The sequence below is a fragment of the Tamlana sp. 2_MG-2023 genome, from assembly GCF_030548465.1.
Classification (GTDB): domain Bacteria; phylum Bacteroidota; class Bacteroidia; order Flavobacteriales; family Flavobacteriaceae; genus Pseudotamlana.
In genome coordinates, this window is sequence record NZ_JAUOSF010000003.1 from 438,789 (window position 1) to 462,457 (window position 23,669).

At 34.0% G+C, this 23,669-nt stretch carries 12 protein-coding genes; 11 read left to right on the forward strand and 1 reads right to left on the reverse strand.

Annotation, left to right across the window (positions count from 1 at the left end; translation table 11 throughout):
* Positions 1 to 173: 173 nt before the first annotated feature.
* The gene (locus tag Q4566_RS07215) at positions 174 to 2,528 is read right to left on the reverse strand and encodes a glycoside hydrolase family 3 N-terminal domain-containing protein (RefSeq protein WP_303419966.1); all 2,355 of its coding nucleotides are present in this window, start codon (positions 2,526 to 2,528) and stop codon (positions 174 to 176) included.
* A gap of 241 nt (positions 2,529 to 2,769) precedes the next feature.
* On the opposite strand from Q4566_RS07215, the gene Q4566_RS07220 reads away from it, so the two are divergent.
* The 11 genes from Q4566_RS07220 (at position 2,770) to Q4566_RS07270 (ending at position 23,635) form a co-directional block, all read left to right on the forward strand.
* The gene (locus Q4566_RS07220) at positions 2,770 to 6,534 is read left to right on the forward strand and encodes a glycoside hydrolase family 2 TIM barrel-domain containing protein (RefSeq protein ID WP_303419967.1); all 3,765 of its coding nucleotides are present in this window, start codon (positions 2,770 to 2,772) and stop codon (positions 6,532 to 6,534) included.
* A 626-nt stretch (positions 6,535 to 7,160) separates the two neighbouring features.
* Complete coding sequence (locus tag Q4566_RS07225; protein ID WP_303419968.1) at positions 7,161 to 9,338, forward strand: T9SS type A sorting domain-containing protein; 2,178 nt, start codon at positions 7,161 to 7,163, stop codon at positions 9,336 to 9,338.
* A gap of 170 nt (positions 9,339 to 9,508) precedes the next feature.
* Entirely contained in the window at positions 9,509 to 11,107 is a 1,599-nt protein-coding gene (locus Q4566_RS07230; RefSeq protein WP_303419969.1) for a T9SS type A sorting domain-containing protein, read from the forward strand.
* 360 nt (positions 11,108 to 11,467) lie between these two features.
* Positions 11,468 to 13,633, forward strand: a complete 2,166-nt coding sequence (locus Q4566_RS07235) for a T9SS type A sorting domain-containing protein (protein ID WP_303419970.1) — start codon at positions 11,468 to 11,470, stop codon at positions 13,631 to 13,633.
* A 223-nt stretch (positions 13,634 to 13,856) separates the two neighbouring features.
* Complete coding sequence (locus Q4566_RS07240; protein WP_303419971.1) at positions 13,857 to 15,026, forward strand: T9SS type A sorting domain-containing protein; 1,170 nt, start codon at positions 13,857 to 13,859, stop codon at positions 15,024 to 15,026.
* Between the two features lie 161 nt (positions 15,027 to 15,187).
* Positions 15,188 to 15,877: an NrtR DNA-binding winged helix domain-containing protein gene (locus tag Q4566_RS07245; protein ID WP_303419972.1), complete on the forward strand. Its 690-nt coding sequence runs from the start codon at positions 15,188 to 15,190 to the stop codon at positions 15,875 to 15,877.
* Between the two features lie 406 nt (positions 15,878 to 16,283).
* Positions 16,284 to 17,957: a hypothetical protein gene (locus tag Q4566_RS07250; protein WP_303419973.1), complete on the forward strand. Its 1,674-nt coding sequence runs from the start codon at positions 16,284 to 16,286 to the stop codon at positions 17,955 to 17,957.
* A gap of 150 nt (positions 17,958 to 18,107) precedes the next feature.
* The gene (locus Q4566_RS07255) at positions 18,108 to 19,781 is read left to right on the forward strand and encodes a ribulokinase (protein WP_303419974.1); all 1,674 of its coding nucleotides are present in this window, start codon (positions 18,108 to 18,110) and stop codon (positions 19,779 to 19,781) included.
* A complete protein-coding gene (locus Q4566_RS07260) occupies positions 19,782 to 20,483 on the forward strand; it encodes an L-ribulose-5-phosphate 4-epimerase (RefSeq protein ID WP_303419975.1) in 702 nt (233 codons plus the stop codon). It begins immediately after the preceding gene.
* 17 nt (positions 20,484 to 20,500) lie between these two features.
* A complete protein-coding gene (gene araA / locus Q4566_RS07265) occupies positions 20,501 to 22,009 on the forward strand; it encodes an L-arabinose isomerase (RefSeq protein ID WP_303419976.1) in 1,509 nt (502 codons plus the stop codon).
* Positions 22,010 to 22,042: 33 nt separating this feature from the next.
* A complete protein-coding gene (locus Q4566_RS07270) occupies positions 22,043 to 23,635 on the forward strand; it encodes a solute:sodium symporter family transporter (protein WP_303419977.1) in 1,593 nt (530 codons plus the stop codon).
* Positions 23,636 to 23,669: the final 34 nt, after the last annotated feature.

The window sequence follows — 23,669 nt, forward strand, 5'->3', positions numbered from 1 at the left end:
TTTTGCTTATAGCGGGGTGTACTTGCGAGACTTTCTTTTGTTTTTAAATTGATCACTCAAATTATTCAGGTAACAAACATTATAAATAAAACAGCCGGCTAAAAAATATGTTTTAGACGGCTGTTTTTATTGTGAAGGCTATTATAAGCGCCTATTAGGGAGTTATCTGGGTACTAGTCAATAGTAATTGTTTTACTAAGCCTTATATCTTCAGCTGAACTTCCAATCATAATTTTGAATTCTCCCGGTTCAACAATGTATTTCATGTCCTCGTCCCATAGACCAAACTCACTAATAGGTATTGTAAAATTAATAGTGGTTATTTCAGATGGGTTAATTTCTACTTTTTTGAACGCTTTTAAATTTTTCACAGGTGTTGTAACCGAACTTAGTATATCGTTAAAATATACTTGAACAACCTCTTTGCCCACAACCTTTCCTGTATTTCTAACCTTAAGCGATATTTTAACCACGCCATCCATATTCAGTTTCGTGTTTTCTACCTGTAAATCTGAATACTCAAAAGACGTATAACTTAAGCCATGCCCGAAAGGAAATAAGGGATCTGGAGAAGAAAAAACATAATCTCTACCTGGTTTTTCAGGACTTCCAGGTTGCCTATAAAAACCTCTTCCCGATGGTTTATAGTTATAAAAAACAGGAACATGACCAGCGCTTTTGGGAACACTTACAGTAAGTTTTCCAGAAGGGTTTACGTCTCCAAATAAAACCTTGGCAACCGCATTACCTCCTTGTTCTCCAGGGTACCAAGCCTCAACAATAGCAGGTAAATGTTCTTTTTCCCAAGCAATTGAATAAGCTCTACCATGAACCATAACAAGTACTATAGGTTTTCCTGTGTTGTGTATGGCTTCTATTAATTCAGGTTGAACTCCTGGAGGTGTTAACGATGCTCTATCAAAGCCTTCGCCACTAGTGGGATAGTCTCCAGGTATATCTTTTCCCCAGCCAATACCTGATAGTACACTACTAGTACCTCCTATTACTAATACTACAACATCACTTTTTTCTGCTGCTTTTACCGCTGCAGGAATATTGCTTTTGTCAAAACCAGTAATATTACAGCCTTTTTCATAATTTACTTCAAATTTATTATTAGCATATTGCTTTATACCATCTAAAATAGTCGTTCCAGATTTATTATCTTTCGTATAGCTATAATCACCATACTGTACTTGATCGGCATTAGGCCCAATTACCGCAATTGATTTTAGTGTGTTAGAATTAATTGGTAATAAACTATTCTCATTTTTAAGAAGAATGATTGATTCTTCGGCGATTTCACTTGCTAAGTTAATAGCTTCTTTTGTGTGAATTAGGGTTGAAACTTTTTTAGGTGCTTTAAAAGGTTTGTCGAACAGCCCCGCTTTAAATTTAGCCGTTAATATGTTACTCACAGCTTGATCTATAAGTGCAATATCTACTTTTCCAGTTTGTATTAAATTTGGTAATTCTGAATAGGCAAAACTTTTTGGAGCTTCAAGGTCAACACCAGCTTCCAAAGCACTAATTGCCGTTGCAGCAGCATCTTTTGTGACTTTATGAAAATAGTTAAGCATCGCAATGGCTTCATAGTCTGAGAAAACGTAGCCTTTAAACCCAAGTTCATCTCTTAAAACATCCTTCATTAAATATTTATTAGCGTGCATCGGGATGCCATTCACTTCATTATATGCAGGCATTAATGAATAGATATTAGCTTCTTGAATAACTTTCTTAAAAGGATACATGTGCAAGTTTCTTAATTCTCGAGGTCCTAAATTGTTTGGGCCTAGATTGATACCAGCAAAGGGTGTGCTATATGCTACATAATGTTTAGCAGTACACATGAGCTTGCCGTCGGGTATGTGTGTTTTTGTTATTGAAGGGTCTCCTTGCATGCCTATCACAAAAGCCTTACCCATTTCAGAAACCAGATAAGGGTCTTCGCCAAAAGACTCTTCGGCTCTACCAAATCTAGGGTCTCTGGCCAAATCAAAAATTGGAGATAATGCTTGATCAACACCAGATAGACTCGCTTCTTGAGCTATAGTTGCTCCCATTTTTTCTATTAAATCAGGGTTCCAAGTACTTCCTTGTCCAATAGTTTGAGGAAAAATAGTAGCTCCAAAAGCCAATTGGCCATGCAAACATTCTGCAATTTGAATGGCAGGGATACCTAGCCTTGTATTGTTACGCAAGTAGTTGTCGGCAGCTTCAGAGAATTTCGAGATTTCATCAACGCCAATGAAAGGACTCTCAAGCGTTCCTATACTACCACCTTTAAATAAGGAGTCCAAAGATTTCTGGGTAACCTTACCTTTTTTGTCAAACTTTAAATGTTTAAGACTAAGCATATTCATTTGAGAAATTTTTTCCTCAAGCGTCATCCGTTCTAAAAGATCATTAACACGAGTTTCAACAGATAGACTGCTATCCTTATAAGGAAATTGTTGCTTGTTGTTTTTCTGCGCATTACAGGATGGTAATATTAAAAAGTATAATAATACGGTTAATATTGGTTTCATTATTTTCATAGAGTTTTTAGTTTTATTTATCGTGGTTTAAAATGGGGTGATGGTTTGTTGATATAGTCCTTAACAAGGATTTATTTTTATCTTAAATTTATAAAGTGTATAAATTACACTATATTTGGTAAATATAATGAAAATGGTAACATCTTCTTTTAGAATTAATAATAAATCAACTGGGTTTAATAGTAATACTTTATATTACTCATCAACTGAAAATAAAAATTAGGATAAAAAAATGATTAAATTAAATAGAGTTCTTATCTGCTTTTTCTGCTTTAATATTATTAGCAATTTCGGATTTTCACAATCAAAGAATGATTGGGAAAACCCAAGTATTTTTCAAATAAATCAAGTGTTACCTCATACCAATTTAATGCCGTTTAATACGGTTAAGGAAGCTTTTGGTAAGGATAAAAAATCATCTCCAAATTTTTTGACTCTTAATGGCGATTGGGATTTTAATTTTTCTGAAAACTTGGATGAGGCACCATCAGATTTTTATAAAGATAATTTTAATCGTAAAAAATGGGATAAAATAAAGGTGCCTTCAAACTGGGAAATGGAAGGGTTTGGATATGCCATGTTTAGAAACATTGGTCAGCCATATAATTCAAAACCACCGTTGGTACCTAAAGAGTTTAATCCTATAGGTTCTTATTACAGAACCTTTACCTTACCAAAAAACTGGAAAGAGAAACAGCATTTTCTGCATTTTGAAGGCGTGCAATCCGCTTCATATGTTTGGATAAATGGCGTAAAAGTAGGGTATAATCAAGGCGCCATGGAACCTGCTGAATATGATATTACACCATATTTGAAAAATGGTACAAACAGCATAGCGGTAAAAGTACTTCATTATAGCGATGGTTCGTATTTAGAAGATCAAGACACTTGGAGGCTTGCAGGTATTTTTAGAGATGTTTATATCATGTCAACACCAAAAACACATATTCATGATTTTTATGTGACTACAGAGTTGGATAAAAACTATGCGGATGCGACTTTAAATATAGAAACATATATAGCCCAATTTGATGAAGATAAGTCACATGATTATGTGATTCATGCCAGTTTGTATGACGATAAAAAAAGGCATATTGCCAGTGAGAATTTAACTAAAGTTGAAGAAAATCAATTGACAGGTGAGTTTGATAAAGTATCGGGATCATTTCCTGTAAACAATCCTAAAAAATGGTCTGCAGAACATCCCAATTTATATACACTTATATTAGAATTACGAGATGCAAACAATAAAATAATTGAAGTTTTTAGGCACAACGTTGGTTTTAGAAAAGTTGAAGTAAAAAACAAAGCCATATATGTAAACGGAATGCCCGTAAAGCTCAATGCCGTAAATAGCCACATGATGCATCCTAAAACAGGACATGCCATGGATGTAGAAACGATGAGAAAGGACTTGATCTTAATGAAGCAATTTAACATTAATTGCGTTCGTACAAGCCACTATCCACCAAACGTGGAATATCTTGACTTGGCTGACGAGCTTGGTATGTATATTATTGATGAAGTAGGCGATGAAGCACATAGTAACATCCATTTATCTAGCCAACCAGAATGGAGAGCTCAATATTTAGATAGGATGCAAAAAATGGTATATAGAGATAGAAACCATGCCTCAATTGTAATTTGGAGTGCTGGTAATGAGAGCGGTCCTGGAGATAATATTTGTGCAATAATTGCTGAAGGAAAAAAAATAGACCCAAGTCGTCCAGCATGGATGTATGGCGGAAATAGTGATGAGAACCCAAAAACAAATCCCATTAAATGTGAAGATATTGTTGGGCCTCGATATGTAACACCATTTACACTTACAAAACGTTTTGCTCTAGGTGATGACGCCCGACCATCGTTTATGGACGAGTATTTATCTGCTGCAGGAAATTCACTTGGAGGGTTGGATGAGTATTGGGAAGCCATTTATAAATACCCGCGCTTAACGGGTGGTGCCGTTTGGGATTGGGTGAGCCCTGGCATTGATGCTCGATGGAGAACAACTCCAGACGCTTCTCCAAATAAAGTGATGACGTCTTTAATGAATAAAGCACTTTTAAAAGAAGGTAAATTTGGTAATGCACTTTATTTAAGTGGTCATGATGATTGGTTAGAAGTTTATCGTGATACCGCATTAGATATTTCTGATGATCAACTTACACTTAGTTTTTGGGTAAAACCAGAAAAATATAATGGTGATGCCTATTTTATTACCAAAGGAAATTATCAATATGGAATTGTACAATCAAGTGATACCAAAATTCAGTTCTATATTCACACAGATATGAAAGTTACTTTAGAAGCTAGCCTTCCTGAGGATTGGGTGGGCAAGTGGCATCAGGTGTCAGGTACTTACGATGGTCAGAATTTAAGACTTTATATTAACGGAAAACAGGTGGCGTCAAAAACCTGCACAGGAGATATAATTAATGGCCCTTACGCTGTGAATGTTGGAAAATCTGCAGAAATTATAGATAACCATTTAGGCTACCTTACACATACAACTATTGATAATGTTAGAATTTTTAATAAAGTGATAGCCATTGAAGATTTGACAGCAAATAGTGATTCATTGAAAAAAAACGCAGCACTTTGGTTAGATTTTGAGTCTGTTAACGATGAATCTCATTACTACAGTCTAGGTTTACCAGGAAGAACTTATGGTTTAGTTTGGCCAGATAGAACGGTTCAGCCAGAACTATGGCAATTGAAGAAATCGCCACAACCTGTGGCTGTTGAAGTCGTTAATTTGGAAAAAGGACAGATTGAAGTTTTTAATCGTTTTTCATTCACCAATTTAAAGGCATTAAAAGCCAACTGGTCGTTATCTGCCAATGGAGAAAAAATAGAATCGGGAACTTTAAAAATCGATCTAGAACCATTAACAAAAAAAGGTTTAAATATCCCATATAAAACAAAGGACTTTAAAGAAGCAACGCATTATGTACTTGAATTAAGTTTTTCTATTTCAGAAGATGTGGTTTGGGCAAAAAAGGGTCACGAAGTGGCTTGGGAGCAGTTTGAATTTCCATTTATAGAAAAGAAGCCCGAAACAGTAAGTGTTGATGGGATTTCTATAGAAGATAATGCTGAAAATATTGTATTTAAAGGCTCGAATTTCACTTATACTTTTAATAAAGAAAAGGGGTTGCTGACCTCTATGGTTTATGAAGAAAAAGAATATTTAAAGCAAGGGCCTAAATTTAATATTTGGCGAGCACCACTGGCTAATGAATTGGATGCTTGGGGAACTTTTACAACTTCTATTGGACACCAAAAGGATGGCATGGCTAAAGATATGTCTAATGGGTGGTATGCTCTAGGTTTAAATAATCTAGAACATGAAGTCGAGACTATCCAGATTGTTAAAAATAAAGAACGTGTTGGCTTAAAAGTAGTAACACTTGCCACGACTAACCATGTTAATAATGCAGCCACTGGTTTTTTAAATACATTTAATTACACGATTTCTAAAGATGGAGAAATAAGGGTGCAAACAAAATCATCTGCAGAAGGAGAGTTTACCCATTGGATTCCTAAAATTGGTTTGCAACTTCAAATACCAGAGACATTTCAGAATATTAAATGGTATGGAAGAGGGCCTTATGAAACCTATCCTGACAGAAAAACAGGTGCTAAGTTTGGAAGTTATGAAACCACCGTAAAGTCAGATTATATCCCTTATATTATTCCACAAGATTATGGCAATAAAACCGATGTGTATTGGACGTCCATTAGTGATGATAATGGCGTTGGGTTATTAATTAAAGGCGATCAAACATTTAATACAAGTGCTCAATTGTATGATACCGATAATATGACGCGAGCTTATTACAAAAATCAATTGCAAAGTGTAGATTATGTGACTTTAAATTTAGATCATAAAATGTCTGGTGTTGGAGGAACAGCAATTTCTATTTTAAATAAATATCGAGTGTTGCCCCAAGCCTATGAATTTACTTTTTATATAAAACCTTTTAAAAAGTAAACAGGTTTTTTTACTAATTAAAGCTGAGCAGTGTGCGCATTGTTCAGCTTTTTTTGTTTCTATACTTTAAAAATGGGTATTTTTTTTTGCTGTAGGCTACAATGGTATTTCGAAATTTTCCGTGCTTATAAAATTTACAAAATCAAATATTTAATGTAAAAATCACACTTTATTATTATTTTACTATATTTATGAACGATAAGACGTTCTAATATAGAAATTTAAGTTGTAAAAAGTGTTTTTTATGCTAATGGATAAGAGCACGGTATGTGGTATATAACAAAATTTATTAACCAATAAAGATTTAAACTTTATAGGTTAAAATAAATAATTTCTTTTTAGGTGGTTTAACTAAAATAGCAGAGTAATACTAATTAGTTAGTTATTAATTAGGTGGATTCTTTTGCAAAAAATTATAAGTGTTAAAAAGACATTTAATGTATTGTTGAGATTATAACACATTAAATGTCTTTTTCAATAAATGATTTGCTACGCTTAAATAGAGACTTCCATTTAAGTTGTAGAAATATATAATATTAACCTTAAATAAAATAGGCCTATGCAAAGATGAAGCGTAAAGAATAACAATTAAAAATAATTTAATAATTAAACAGTCAACTAAACTTATGAAAACTAAATACTTTTTAATATACATTGGAATACTTTTTTCAATAGCACTACAAGCACAGAATAGCGTCACAATAGATAATCGCCCATCTACAGTTAATGCTAATGAACTAATTACATTAAACGTAAGTTATACTAAAAGTTTTCCTACTGCGCGAGTACTAGTTAAATTTTATGATACGAACACTAGTAGTCAATTAGATTTCGACATCATATCTTCAATTACCGCTAACTCTGGTACGGTGTCATTAACGGTTCAGGCACCGTCTTCTGTTGGAACAAATTATGAAATTCGAGCCCAGTTATTGGAAAATTGGGCAGGAAAAGCAGATGATAATGGAGTAGTATCTGTAGTGTCAGGTGGGCCATCACAAGCGAATAGTGTCACTATTTTAAACCGCCCGTCTACAGTGGATACGAATGAATTAGTAACCTTAAATGTGAGTTATACTAAAGATTTTCCAACGGCGCGCGTATTGGTGAAATTTTATGATACGAACACAAGTAGTCAACTAGATTTTGATATTGTATCTTCACTTACTGCTAATTCAGGCACGGTATCATTAACGGTTCAGGCGCCGTCTTCTGCTGGAACGAATTATGAAATTCGAGCCCAGTTATTGGAAAATTGGGCAGGAAAAGCAGATGATAATGGTGCGGTATCAGTAGTGTCAAGTACACCGCCTTCGGGTAATAACACCCTAGATATTGTTAACACACCTGCAAATTCTATTAACAATGGAACGATTAGAACAGTAAACGTGCAATATAATGCAATTCAACCTTGCAGAATAGAGGTTGAAGTGCGTAACAACAATATTGTAGGCACTAATGATATAATTATTGGAAAAGCTAGTAAAGAGATTAGTTCTGCGGGTAATGGTACAGTGCCAATTGAGTTAGTTATCAATAATGGTAACCCGGCAGCAGTAAATCTACTTCGAGTACTTATGTATAACAATTCAGGTGGATTAATTTCGGTACAAAATATACCATCTCAACTGCTTAATAAAGGAAATGGTGTTATTACCTATCGCGGACAAATAGGCTATGAAAACGGACGGTGGCAAAATGAAAAATTTGAAGAAGCTCTAGGTAACGGGTATTATAGTAATTGGTTTGTAAACGAAAACTGGCAAGGCGATCTTAAGGCTAAATTTGGACCAGCCGAACAAGCATCGTGGGTGGAATGGGATAATAATGGATCCTCAGGAGGGCCATATACCCACGCAGAATTTGATATTAAAATTCAGAAATTTTCTTGGCATAATGATAGAGATAAGATCGATCGAGGTTACCCAACAAAAATAGCTTCATTAAATAATAATGTAACTTGTACGGCTACAGGGCAATGGGGTCCAAATAGTGAAGGTCGTACATTTTTAAACATGACCGCTTGGCTTTATGACAAATCAGGGTCTATTGATAATACTTTTAAAAGGTCCGATATCATTGTGCATACTTGGGATAATTCTGGTGATTTACATCAAAAATATGTAGATAACCCTAACGATAATTTAGAGCCATTGTCAACAATTACTAGTGGCGGTATAACATATTATGTGTTAAAAAGAAATACTGGTGGTTATGGAGAAGAAGCCACTTACAATATTGTTCCAACGAGTAACCCTAGAGATGGCATTTGGCAAACCACGTTTAGTACAACACCCTTTTCTGTGTCACTAGATATGCGGGATATTTTAGAGAAGTTGATCGTAGTTGATGCCAATAGTGATATTCCTGTTTTAACGAACCAATGGTATATTCATGGTTTGGAGTGGACCTATATTGGATCATCTGGAGATACCGTTGGGGGAGCTGTAATACAAGACAGTAAAGCTAAATTAACATTGACTTCTTATACCATTCCAGATTTAAACGGCGGTTCAATTTCAAAAGCATCAAAATTAAGTAAAGAGGCGTCTATCGATTTAGAGGAGTCTGTATATCCAAATCCCTTTTCTAATTCTCTAACTTACAAATATAATTCAGAATTGAAAGGAGCGGTAACCTTAGAGTTATTTTCAATGGATGGTAGAAGGGTTGAAATAATTAAAAGTAGTAACAGGAGCTCAAATAGTATAACATTTAATACAAGTCATTTAAATAAAGGGTTATACCTGCTTAAAATTAGTTCTTTAGATGCAACTATAACAAAAAAATTAATAAAAAGATAACACTTGATTAATAGCGAAAAGGGCCACTTTATTTATTTAAAGTGGCTTTTTTATGTTAATTCTTATTTTTTTAAGTGTGTAAGTTACATTTAAATAAAAAAAAGTTATATATTTATCAAACTAAATAATTAAGTAAAAAGTTAATTGTTAATAACATTAAAATCAAAATTATGAAATCAAAATTACTCCTATTATTTTCTGCAATACTCATGTCGCTGTCATTGCAGGCACAAAATTCAATTGATATTTTAACTCCACCACAATCGGTACAAGGAAATACCAATGTAGATATCACTTTTAACTACACACTTGCTGTAGATGGATATGCCTACATTAGATTTAAAAATGGCCCAGATACTGAACACAATTTAACATATGTATCTAAATTATTAAGTGCTGGTTCTGGAACAGAAACATTAAGTCTTCCAATACCAAACGCTAAGGATGGTGAAGCCTTGCCTCCAGGTGGTGGTTATAATTATCAAGCTCAGCTTTTTGATCATAATGCAGGTTGGTTAGATTTAGCTACGGAAGATTATTATGGTGTTGATTTAACGGCAGCCTCTAATTTCATATTGTTAAGTTCTGGTTACCCAACTACGGTAAATGCGGGAGAATCTGTTGATATTAGTTTCGATTATGCAACGGATTATCCAGGTGGCGCACATGCTTTTGTACGATTAAAAGATGCATCAGGTAACCTGACAGCAGCTAGTGTAATAGTCGCTCAAGGTTCTGGAACAGAAACTGTGCAGTTACCAATACCTGCTAATGCATTAGGTACTGATTATGGTTACCAAGTGCAGTTATTTGATCACAATGATTCGTATGCCTATATAGATGGTAATGACTATACTGATATTACTGTTGAGGTTGCAAAAAATTCTATTACTTTAAATACGCCACCAACTAATGTTGAGGCAGGTTCAGATGTTAATATTAACTTGGACTATGTAACCGATCTTGCTAATGCCCATATATTTGTTCGATTTAAAGATGCTAGTGGTAATTTAACAGATGTTAATCAAATAGTATCTGCTGGTTCAGGAAGTTTAACCTTGCCATTACCAATACCGGGGGATGCTTTAGGTTCAGGGTATAGTTATCAAGTGCAACTTTTTGATATTGATAATGGTTACAATAATATTATTTCGAACGATTTACCAGAAGATGTTACTGTAGTAGCAGCACCGGCAAATACGGTTGCTATTAGTAATCCAGTAAGTCCAGTATTAATTAACTCTTCTGTGGATATCACTGTAAGTTATACACAACAGACAGAAGATTACTTTATAGGAGTAAGATTTTTAGACGGTGATGGTAATGAAGTAACTTCAGAATTCGGGTTTCCAACTGGAAATTCTGGAGACATCGTGATAAGCCTTGATACACCAACAACCGAGGCAGATAATTACAGTTATAATGTACAACTTTATGATTTGTTGAATGACGTAGTTTACGAGAAAACATACAGAGGGATAGTAGCTACTGCATCATTAGGGACAGCTGACATAGCAAATAGTTTTAACAACTTGTCAATTTTTCCAAATCCAGCTACAGATTCTTTTTCATATAAATTTAACAATCAATTGACGGATTCTGTGCGTATTGAGCTGTTTTCAATTAATGGAAGAAAAATTAAGGTGATAGAGCATGATAATACGTCTTTAAGTAATGGTGTGAATACTTCAGATTTAAGTAAAGGTGTGTATTTGGTTCGTTTTACTTCTAACGGATTGCAAGAAACTAAAAGATTAATCATAAAATAACAAGAATAAAGTTGAGGTAAAAATCGTCTAAATGCATATTTAGACGATTTTTTTTGTTAAATGTTTTAGCAATGCAATATAAATGTAAATATTACACTTATATTTGTAGCGTATTGGTTTCTTTGCTTATTAAAGAAGTTAATACTAAAATTAATGATAAAGTAAGATTAAACTTGCGACATACCATGACTTGTTTTTATCATGTATGTAGCTTTAAATTTGATTACTAATATGGACGAGGGAAAATCACGCTATATTTTTAATTAAATCATTTAAAAAACAAGGATTAACTCAAAAAAAATAAAGACTAACAAGAACTATTTTAGAGGATTTAAAAACTAATTATTCAAAATTAAAACTATGAAAATAAAATTATACTTATTCTTTCTTGCTATACTATCTTCGGTGGTTATGAAAGCACAAAGCACTATTACGATAGTGAATCCGCCACAAACAGTAACGGCAGGAACAAACGTTCAAATTGACTTTGATTATTCACTTGATGGGGTTTCAGACGCATGGGCATATATAAGATTTAAAGTAGCGGGAGCTAGTGATGATCTTAATAATGTTTCCGTAAAAGTATCAGTTAGTCCAGGAAGTAATTCAGTAAGTCTCCCAATACCATCAAGTGCTTTAGGGACTGGTTATGCTTTTCAAGCACAACTTTTTACCACCGATGGAAATTGGAGCCATTTGGACACTGATAATATAACAGGCGTAGTTGTAGAAGAAGGAAATGCTGTAGAGAACACTATAACTATTGTTGAGCCACAAACTACTGTGTTTGCCGACAGGATTATTGATTATAATTTGAGTTATACAAAAAAACCTGAAGTAGCAGCTGCATGGGCTTTAATACGTTTTAAAGGGCCTACAGGCGATTTAGAACAACAATTTGTTAATGTTACAGACGATTCAGGAGTGGTTACCGTTGGCGTGCTTTCACCAGCAGTGGCCGGTACGAATTATAGTTTACAAGCCCAATTGTATACTAGCAACTGGGGCGAGTTAGATACTTATAATTTTTCTAATATTACCGTAAATGAATATATTGCTACTGGCGAAAACACGCTAGAAATAGTGAACACATCAGAAGATCCTATTAATAATGGGAGTTTAAGACAAGTAAATGTTAAATATAATTTAGTTGAAAGATGTAAAATATTAGTAGAGGTTCTTGATAAAGCAAATGCATCTAATGGGAAAAAAATTGGTGATGTCTGGGTTGAGCTGCCAGCTGGTAATGATACAGTAACACTTGATTTAATTGTTGATGCAGGTTTTCCTGGAACTACAAACAGAATTCAAGCGCTTTTATTTTCGCCAGGTAGTTCTTGGGAACCTATATCGATACCAGAAATCCCATATGTTTTGGTAGGCAAAGGAGATGGTGCTATAACATACAGAGGGCAGCCATATGAAGGTAATGGCAGTCAGAATGGTTTCTTTTCTCAAGACTTAGGTGATGGGTATTATACAAATTATTATATCGCAAATGGTTGGGAAGGTCCACTACAAATGAAGTTCGGTGATTTTGGGTCGCCTTCATGGATTGATTATGAAAACCAAAATAGTGAATCTGATGGCCATAAAGAATTTGATATTAAAATACAGAAGTTCTCTTGGCATGAACATAAAGATTATTTTACAGATCGTGGTTTTCCAACAGCTTTAAAAGATATTGATTTTCCCCTTCCAGCAACTTTAGAAGGGCAGTGGAGCCCTGGTAGTGGCGGAAAAGGTCAAATTAATTTCACAGCATGGATTACCGAAGATGGTGATATGTCAGGAAATCGAATTGATATTATAGTTCATGCTTTTGATAATGGTGGAAATTTCAGAAAAAAATATGATGATAATAGCACAAGTGGCATTCATAAATTTAATAACATTGGAGAAATCACCGCAAATAACGGGTTAACCTACCAGGTGTTAAGAACTGTGCCGGGTTATTTGGGCGAGTTGGCATCTTATAATTTAGTGCCAGATGCTATCGTACAGGATAATCCTCAGGCAAACTATACGACCGATTTGATCACATCAGAGATCGATATGAAAGATATTATTGATCATTTGATTGTAAAAGAATCTGAATATCCAGGAGTACAAATAACTATAAATGAAAATTGGCAAATTAATGGTTTAGAATGGACCGTAGTTGGGCAATCTGAAAATAGAGATACCGATGGTAAAATGATTCCGAGTGGTCACGGTAGATTTACCTTTAATAGTTATTCGATTCCGAATCTGGTTGACGAAGGTTTAAGTATCGATGAAGCTGATAGTAAAATTAAAAACCTTGTGCTTTTTCCTAATCCATGTTCCGACTCATTCACTTATAAGTTTGATGCAGAAATGAGTGACCCAGTGCGTGTTGAGTTGTATACACTTGATGGGAGAAAAATAAGTGAAACAAATGATAATAGCGGAATCGTAAATACGGCACATTTAAATAAAGGCATGTATTTAGTTCGTATAACTTCAGGTCAAGTTAAAGAAACTAGAAAGTTATTGAAAAAGTAAGATTTATAGTTGAAGTGTTATGGTAAGAAAGGTCGTCTAAATTTATATTTAGACGATTTTTTTTATTAAAAAGTAATTATAATTTACTATAAATGTATTTAACACACTTGTTTTCGTTATATTTATTGCAAAGTAGATTTTTTTTTAAGTCTTAAAATGTTATGTCTTGAAAAAATATTTTGTAAACCGAACTATTACTAATTAAACAAAACCAAAAACGAATATGAAAACAAAATTACACACACTGTTTTTCGCAGTACTATTTTCATTAGGCATGCAGGCGCAGACCGTATCTGTGACCAGTACACTTCCAGCGACTATTGAAACTGGTGATATGCTTGATTTTTCTGTGGATTACACGACAGATTCTAATGCCTATAATTTAATTTTAAGATTTTATGAAGATAATGCTGGGACGATAACACGTTATGGTACAGATCAATCTTTTAAGGCCGTACCTGCAAATACAACCGGTACAGAAAGTTTAAGTATTGAGGCACCTTTAGTTGCAGCTACAAATTACATTGCTCGAATATTCCTTGAAGGACCTTCGCCTGATTATAACAAAGTTTTTGCTGACGATATTCCTTTTACAGTTACGGCTAAAGCTGTTTCGGTAAAAGCTAGCTATTTGTTTGATACAAATGATGATACCGAAGGGTGGGCAGTTGGATCTATTGGAGCTCCAAATACCAGTGCTACTGTTGCAAATGGAGCCATGGTAATTAATACGGGTTCAGGATCATGGGACGTTGGTTATGTTGAACAAAAACAATTTAAATTAGATCCTACTATCCATACTATTGTGCATATTACGTATAAAAATTTATCACTACCAAATGAAAATAATCAAATTGAATTAGATTGGATAACATCTGGTACTTCTAGGTCTACAAGAGTAGTTCTTCCTATTAAAACGAGTGGTTGGAGCGATCCAATGGCCGATTTTGAAACCGTAACGTACGATTTAGGTGCAAATACGCAATGGATAGATGTGGATAATTCTACAGTTGCAGATGCAACTAATTTTAGACTTTATATTAGCCGCGATGGGGGAGGTCCAAAAGATAAAGATTTAGAAATAGATTCCATTGTTTTTGATAACGGTGATACAACATTAGCTCTAGATGATAATTTTAAATCAAGCATAGAGAGTTTATCAATCTACCCTAACCCGTTTACAGATTCATTCACTTATAAATTAAACTCAAAGCCAAATGCTCCAGTTAGTATTGAGCTATTTACAATTACGGGAAGGAAAATTAATTCAATTAATGCGGCATCCTTAAGTAATACCGGAACTGTAAATACAAGGCATTTAAACAAAGGAGTTTACGTTGTTCGTATTACTTCTGGTAATGTTCAGGCTACAAGAAGATTAATAAAGAACTAATAATCAGGAAATAAAATAATAAAAAAGTCGCTAATGTTATTTTAGGCGACTTTTTTATTATAATAATCAATTTTAATTGTTAGATATGTTAAAATTACATTTATTTGTAAAATTTTATTTCTCATTCAATACGAATTTATAGTCAGGTTAAAAGAGTTTTTATGTTAAACAATTACAGTAAAGAAGATAAGGTATTATTAGCGGTAGATTGTATCATCTTTGGTTTTGATGGTGAAGATCTTAAGATCTTATTGATTAAAAGAGATTTTGAGCCTGAAAAAGGAAAATGGTCATTGATTGGAGGTTTTCTTAAAAATGAAGAAAACCTAGATCAAGCAGCTACACGTGTATTAAGTCATCTTACGGGATTGGATAATGTATACATGGAGCAGTTTTATGCCTTTAGTAAATTGGATAGAGATCCAGAGGAACGTACAATATCAGTAGCTTATTATGCTTTAATTGATATAGATTCTCACAACAATGGAGCCATTCATTTAGATACAGCAAAGTGGTTTAGTTTAAAAAATGCTCCTAATCTAATTTTTGATCATGATCGTATGGTAGAACGAGCCGTATCAAGGTTAAAACATAGAACTAAAACCAAACCTATTGGTTTTGAGCTATTACCAGAAAAATTTACAATGTTACAACTTCAAAATTTATATGAGTCGATCTTAAATAAGAAACTCGATAAAAGGAATTTTACGAGTAAAATTAATGCCTTAGATATACTGATTAAATTGAAAGAGAAAGATATGGAGTCTTCAAAAAAGGGTTCGTATTTATATAATTTTGATAGTGATAAGTATCATGAAAAACTTAAAGAAGGCTTTGTTTTTAAAATCTAACTGGAGTAATTACTTGTTATTTCTTTGCACTTATTCTGTTTTAAAATAGATGGACTACCTATAAATGCTTCTTGAAAGCTAAAATCTAGTCTAAATAATAATTCTTCGTATCATTTAAACCGGTCTAAAGCCGGAAGCTAATACCTCATCATATCTTCAAATTCATTGAGGCTTCCGCGCCACTAATAGTGCTGTAGGGATCAGTTTAAATTATTTAAGTGTAAAAAAAACACTTTTTAAAATAAATACTATATTTGTGAAACTAGAATAGGTTTCAGCAAAAACTTATCTACTCAAAACTTAAAGTACTCAACTTCTTATGTGAACACGTATTGGAGTTGTAAACGTTTACGCATTCTAAAACTTAAAGTCTGAAAAATAATCATTTTAACAATCGAAATTCAAGATGAAAAAAGCACTACTTATAGTACTCGCAGTATCCCTATTCCTATCTTACACAAATCCTGATAAAAAATTGAAGAAGGGTGCGGTATTATCATTAAATCATAAAAAGAAACACCCTTTAAATGACAATGTTTTCGGGCATTTTCTAGAAAAATGTAATTGGTCTGGAGAAACAGGAGCAGACGTCATTTGGGACGATGAAACGGGAACTATCAGAAAGGATGTGGAGGTGTTTATAGATTCTCTAGAAGTCCCAATTGTGCGTTTTCCTGGAGGGACAGATATAGACTATTACCAATGGACAGAATTAATTGATAATGCTTATGATAGAAAAGATCCAGAACGCCCACATTATGATGGGCGATCAGACGTTGTAGTTTCAGATAATTCATTAGGTATTGATGAGTTTTTACAGCTAGCTGAAAGACGCAAGTTTGAACCTTTATTAGTGGTTAATTTAGGAGATGCTTATTTTGAAAAACGTTCTTTGAAGGAATCTGCAGAATATGCTGCGGCACTTGTTGCATATTGTAACCTGTCTGTTGAGGCAGATGCACCAGAAAAATATTTGAAATGGGCTAAATTAAGAGAAAAAAATGGCAGAAAAGAACCTTATAATGTGACCTATTTTCAAATAGGTAATGAAGTTTGGTTTTTTGATAAAAAAATAGATTTAGGTGTTTTGCCAATTGAAGACAAGGTTTTAGATAGGTATTATAACTTAGTAGAATCTTATATTGATGAAATGCGTGGGATTGATAGCTCTATTAAAATTATAATAGAAGGTAACTCTGTAGGGTTAGTTAAGCCAGCGAAGGAGAAATTAGGTGATAAATTTGATATGATGGCATATCACCATTATAAACCTTGGGGTTTAGGTTTTGCAATTGATGAAGCTAAGGATACGATAAAAGAAATAACTCCTGAAGCTTTGTATTATGGAATGATTACTGTTCCAGACTTTAATCCAACTACGGGTCAATCCGATTTTCATAGTTCAGGGTTTAAAACACTTGTAGAAAATGAGGTTGATATTGCAGTTACAGAGTGGAATTGGAATGGTTGGGTTACAGGGCCTTTTAGGAAGGCTGGTTTAAAAGATTCAAAACTAGCTCAAGCCATAGGGTCAACATCTATGTTGCATGCAATGATGCGTCATTCGAAATATGTGAAAATAGGGAATCAATCCATGATGGCAGGTAATAGTTGGGGGATAAATACAATCAGAATAGAAAAAAAAACAGGTAAAGGCAGAATATTTCCAACAGGATTAGCAACAGGTTTGTATGCTAAACATCATGGCAATGAATTTGTTGAAAGTTCTTTGTCTAATCAAGAATTTTATGAGCAACCATATCACGGCATTGGAATTCTTAACCCAGAACCAAAAGTAGCTTATTTAGACGTTGTAGTGAGTGAAAGTGACCAACAGTTTTTTATTCATGTTATCAATAGAGATTATTCAAGCACTCGAAATATTCATTTAGATGCAGCATCTTTTAACGTAAAAGATAATTTTAAACATATGGAAATTTCAGGCGAGGTATATGCTAAAAAGAACCCGCTAGATGCCGTTTTAACAAATACTGTGAATGCAAAGGAATTCTTAGAAGAAAATAGAACATTACAAGTAAACCCACACTCCATTAATGTTTTTGTTCTAGATAAAAATTAAAAACCCTATTTAGTTAAGACTCCAATTTTAGTTGATTTTTATAAAGTTTAAAAGCGCATTTTATACAAATATTATTTTAATTTGATATTTGAAGTGTGATAATGACACTTATAAAAATAAAAGACTATATTTGTTTAAAATGTTTAATTAATGAAAAATTATGTTATTGGTTTAGACTATGGCTCAGATTCTGTTCGAGCGGTATTAATCGATACTGAAAATGGTTTAGAGATTGCGTCTGATGTTCATTGGTATCAGAGGTGGAAGAATAATGCTTATTGTAATGCTGGCATAAATCAATTTAGGCAACATCCATTAGACCATATAGAAGGGTTAGAAAAGACTGTTAAATCGGTAATGTGTAAAAGTGGTGTTGATGCGAACTTAGTTAAAGGGATTTGCATTGATACAACGGGGTCCTCTCCAATACCGGTTAACAACCAGGGGATCCCACTAGCTTTAATCGATGGTTTTGAGGATAATCCTAATGCCATGATGGTGCTTTGGAAAGATCATACAGCTATAAAAGAAGCGAATGAAATTAATGATTTAGCTAAAAATTGGGGCGGTGTTGATTTTACAAAATATGAAGGAGGTATATATTCTTCGGAATGGTTTTGGGCAAAAATTTTACATGTAATTCGTGAAGATGAAGATGTAAAAAATGCAGCTTTTTCATGGATGGAACACTGTGATTTAATTTCTTTTTTATTGATAGAAAATAAAGATTTAAAATCTTTTAAAAGAAGCAGATGTGCCGCAGGGCATAAAGCCATGTGGCATCAAGATTGGAATGGTTTACCTCCAGTAGAATTTTTAAATCAATTAGATCCATATTTAGGTAAATTAAAGGAGAACTTATTTACAGAAACATATACATCTAATGAAGTAGCAGGTTCTTTAAGTGAAGAATGGGCCAGTAAACTAGGCCTTACAACAAATGTTGTAATAGCGGTAGGTACATTTGATGCACATGCTGGAGCCGTAGGCGCTAAAATCGAAGAACAAACTTTAGTTAGAGTTATGGGTACTTCAACCTGTGACATCATAGTTTCTTCAAACGAACTTATTGGTAGTAAAACCGTTCGAGGTATCTGCGGACAAGTTGATGGTTCTGTAATCCCAGGATTTGTGGGGCTAGAAGCAGGGCAATCTGCGTTTGGAGATTTATTAGCTTGGTTTAAGGAAATTTTGTCATGGCCAATAGATAATTTGGTGATGAAATCAGCAATTCTAGATGATAGTCAAAAAGCTAAATTAAAAGAAGAAATTGAAGCTAATTTTGTAAAGACGTTAAGTGAGCAGGCTCAAAATATTCCATTATCAGAAAGTATTCCAACAGCATTAGATTGGATTAATGGAAGAAGAACCCCAGATGCTAATCAAGAGTTAAAGGCTGCAATGTCAAATTTATCATTAGGCACAAAAGCACCACATATTTTTAAGGCATTGGTGAATGCTATTTGCTTTGGGTCTAAAAAAATTGTAGAAAGATTTGAATCCGAAGGGGTTGTTATAAAAAGTGTCATAGGTATCGGTGGTGTTGCTAGAAAATCACCATACATTATGCAAACACTTGCTAATGTTTTAAATAAACCTATAAAAATTGCAGCTTCCGATCAAACACCTGCTTTAGGCGCTTCAATATATGCCGCAGTTGCCGCAGGGATTTATCCAACAGTTTTAGAGGCTAGTCAGAAAATGGGTAGTGATTTTGAAGCAACTTATTATCCTGAAAAGAACTTAGTAGATACCTATAAAAATCAGATGCAATCATACAGCGAGCTTAGCTCTTTTATAGAAAGCATTACAAAAAATAAATAAATGAGCACCGACTATAAAGTATTAAAGCAAGAATGTTACGAAGCTAATATGGCGCTAAACGATCTGGGGTTGGTTATATATACTTTTGGAAACGTAAGTGCCGTAGATAGAGATAAAGGTGTTTTTGCTATTAAACCTAGTGGCGTGCCATACGAAAACTTAAAGCCAGAGGATATGGTTATTCTAGATTTTGATAATGTTGTTATTGAAGGAGACTTACGCCCGTCTTCAGACACCAAAACACATGCCTATCTATATAAAAATTGGGGTGATATTGGAGGTATTGCACACACGCATGCCATGTACTCAGTGGCTTGGGCACAGTCACAAAAGGATATTCCTGTTTTTGGAACAACACATGCCGATCATTTAACTACAGATATTCCTTGTGCTCCACCTATGAGTGACGATTTAATTCAAGGTAATTATGAACACAATACAGGAATACAAATATTAGATTGTTTTAAAGAAAAGGGGCTTTCGCATACAGAAGTAGAAATGATATTGATTGGTAATCATGGCCCTTTTACTTGGGGTAAAGATGCTTCAAAAGCGGTTTATAACAGCAAGGTGCTAGAAACCGTAGCTCAAATGGCAGCCCTTACATTACAAATAAATCCCGACGCACCAAGGTTAAAAGCATCTTTAATTAAAAAACATTATGAGCGTAAGCATGGTAAAAACGCTTACTACGGACAATAAATAGAAGAATAAATATTATGATAGATATATCACAAAAAGAAATATGGTTTGTTACAGGAAGCCAACACTTGTATGGGGAAGACACCCTAAGCCAAGTTGCAGAAAATTCAAAGAATATTGTAAAAGGCCTTAATGCTTCATCACTCCTGCCTATTAAAGTTGTTTGGAAACCTACGGTAAAATCTCCCGAAGAAATCACGAATATCTGTCAAGAGGCTAATATTGAAAGAAAATGTATTGGTATTGTCACTTGGATGCATACGTTTTCACCTGCTAAAATGTGGATAAAAGGCTTAACTATTTTAAATAAACCTTTATGTCACTTGCATACACAATACAATGCTGAGATTCCTTGGGAATCTATAGACATGGATTTCATGAACCTTAACCAATCTGCACATGGAGATAGGGAATTTGGTTTTATGATGAGTAGAATGCGTAAAAAACGTAAAGTTATTGTAGGCCATTGGCAGAATGAACACGTACAGAAAAAATTAGGAATATGGTCAAGAGTTGTTCTAGGTTGGGATGAATTACAACATTTAAAAGTAGCAAGAATTGGTGATAATATGCGTGAAGTCGCAGTAACCGAAGGCGATAAGGTAGAAGCTCAAATGCGATTTGGTTTTTCTGTTAATGGATTCGATTCATCTGATGTTGTAGAACATATTAACAATGTTTCAGATAAAGATATAAATGAATTATTAATTACTTACGAGCAGAGTTACAAGTTAACATCATCCTTAAAAAAAGGAGGAGAGCAGAGAGCCTCTTTAGTTGAAGCTGCGAAAATCGAATTGGGTTTGCGTGCTTTTTTAGATGCCGGAGGTTTTAAAGCTTTTACTGATACTTTTGAAAATTTAGGGGAACTAAAACAATTACCAGGTATTGCAGTGCAACGATTAATGGCAGATGGATATGGCTTTGGAGCCGAAGGAGACTGGAGAACTGCAGCTATGGTAAGGGCTCTAAAAGTTATGAATGTAGGTTTAGAAGGCGGTGTTTCTTTTATGGAAGATTATACATACCATTTTACATCACAAAAGTCGTATGTTTTAGGTTCACACATGTTGGAAATTTGCTCAGGAATAGCAGATGGCAAACCTTCATGCGAAGTACACCCTTTGGGTATAGGTGGTAAAGAAGCTCCTATTAGATTAGTGTTCGATACAACTCCGGGCGAAGCTATAAACGTATCGTTAGTTGATATGGGGAATAGATTACGCTTAATCGTAAATGAAGTAGAAGCTGTAAAACCTATGGAAGATTTACCAAATTTACCAGTTGCTCGAGTGCTATGGGATCCGAAACCCAATTTAGAAATTGCAGCTACAGCATGGATTTTAGCTGGAGGCGCACATCATACAGTGTATTGTCAGTCGGTTACTACCGAGTTTATGGAAGATTTAGCCGATATTGCAGGTATCGAATTGTTGGTCATTGATGATAAAACTTCTGTAAGAGATTTTAAAGATAAAATTAATGCAAACGAGACGTATTATCATTTATTTCAGCATAAACTTTAACTAACTAACACACTCAAAAAAAACAACTAAACTATGGGAATATTATCATTTGTCGGGTTTACATTATTAGTAGCAATAATTGCTTATTTAGCAACACGTAAGGTTAACGAAAACTCATCTGATGGATATTTCTTAGGGGGAAGAAGTTTAACTGGACCAGTCATTGCTGGTTCGCTATTATTAACTAATTTATCTACAGAGCAAATTGTAGGTATGAATGGGGTGTCGTTTAGAGATGGTTTACCTATTATCGCCTATGAGGTGTTAGCCGCTGTAGCAATGGTTTTTACAGCTTTTGTTTTATTGCCAAAGTATCTAAAAAGTGGCATTTCTACAATACCACAATTTTTAGAAAATAGATATGGTAAATCAACTAAAATTATTGTATCCATTCTTTTTCTTTTAGGGTATGCCATTTCGATGTTACCTACAGTATTATATTCCGGTGCGTTAGCAATAAACACGATGTTTGATATCCCAGAGACCTTAGGCGTTGGTCCAGAGGAAACCCTTTGGATTACTGTTTGGTCAATTGGAATTATAGGAAGTATTTATGCCATTTTTGGAGGGTTAAAAGCTGTAGCCGTTTCAGATTCTATTAATGCTATTGGTTTAATTATTGGAGGATTATTAATTCCTGTTTTTGGATTAATGTACATTGGTGACGGAAATGTATTTACGGGTTTGACTACATTAACAACAGCACTTCCTGAGAAGTTTGATATTATTGGCGGACCAGATTCTGATGTGCCTTTTTGGACGATTTTTACAGGAATGGTAATTGTTAATTTTTATTATTGGGGAACTAATCAAGCAATTATACAAAGAGCACTTGGAGCTAAAAATCTAAAAGAAGGTCAAAAAGGTCTTTTGTTGGCTGCTTTTATTAAAATTTTGGTTCCGATTATCGTTGTATTACCAGGAATTATAGCTTTTTATATTTTTAATGGAGATTTGGCCAATACGGATGAGGCGTACCCTATGTTAGTTAAAAAAGTCCTGCCAACAATATTTATTGGCTTTTTTGCTGCGGTGCTTTTTGGAGCTATTTTAAGTTCGTTTAACAGTGCATTAAATAGTTCGGTGACTTTATTTGGACTAGATTTTTACAAAGAATACATAAATAGTAAAGCTTCAGAACACGATGTCGTGAAAGCGGGAAAGGTTTTTGGAATTGTTCTGGCTATATTTTCAATGGCCATAGCTCCTTTACTATATGGTGTGCAAGGTGGTATTTTTACTTATTTACAAGAATTAAATGGAACACATAGTGTACCTATTTTAGCTATTATCGTAGTTGGAATTTTTTCTAAACGAGTTACTGCTAAAGCAGCAAATGTTGCTATCGTGTTTAGCGTAATAACTTATTTAATTGCACTGTTTGTTGTAAGACCTCACTTTGAAGAGAGTGGTAGGTTCTTTCCTCACTTCTTACATATTATGGGAGTTATATTCGTAATAGCAATAATTATTATGTATACCATTAGCTATTTTAAACCTAGAGAAACTGACTATGTTCAAGTATATACAAACCAAGTAGATATTAAAAATTGGAAATATTTAAAACCTGTTGGGTTTTTGATTTTAGCCGTAGTCGTTTCAATTTATATTTATTTCGCCAATTAATAAAAGCGCGTATTACCAGTTCATTTATGCTGTT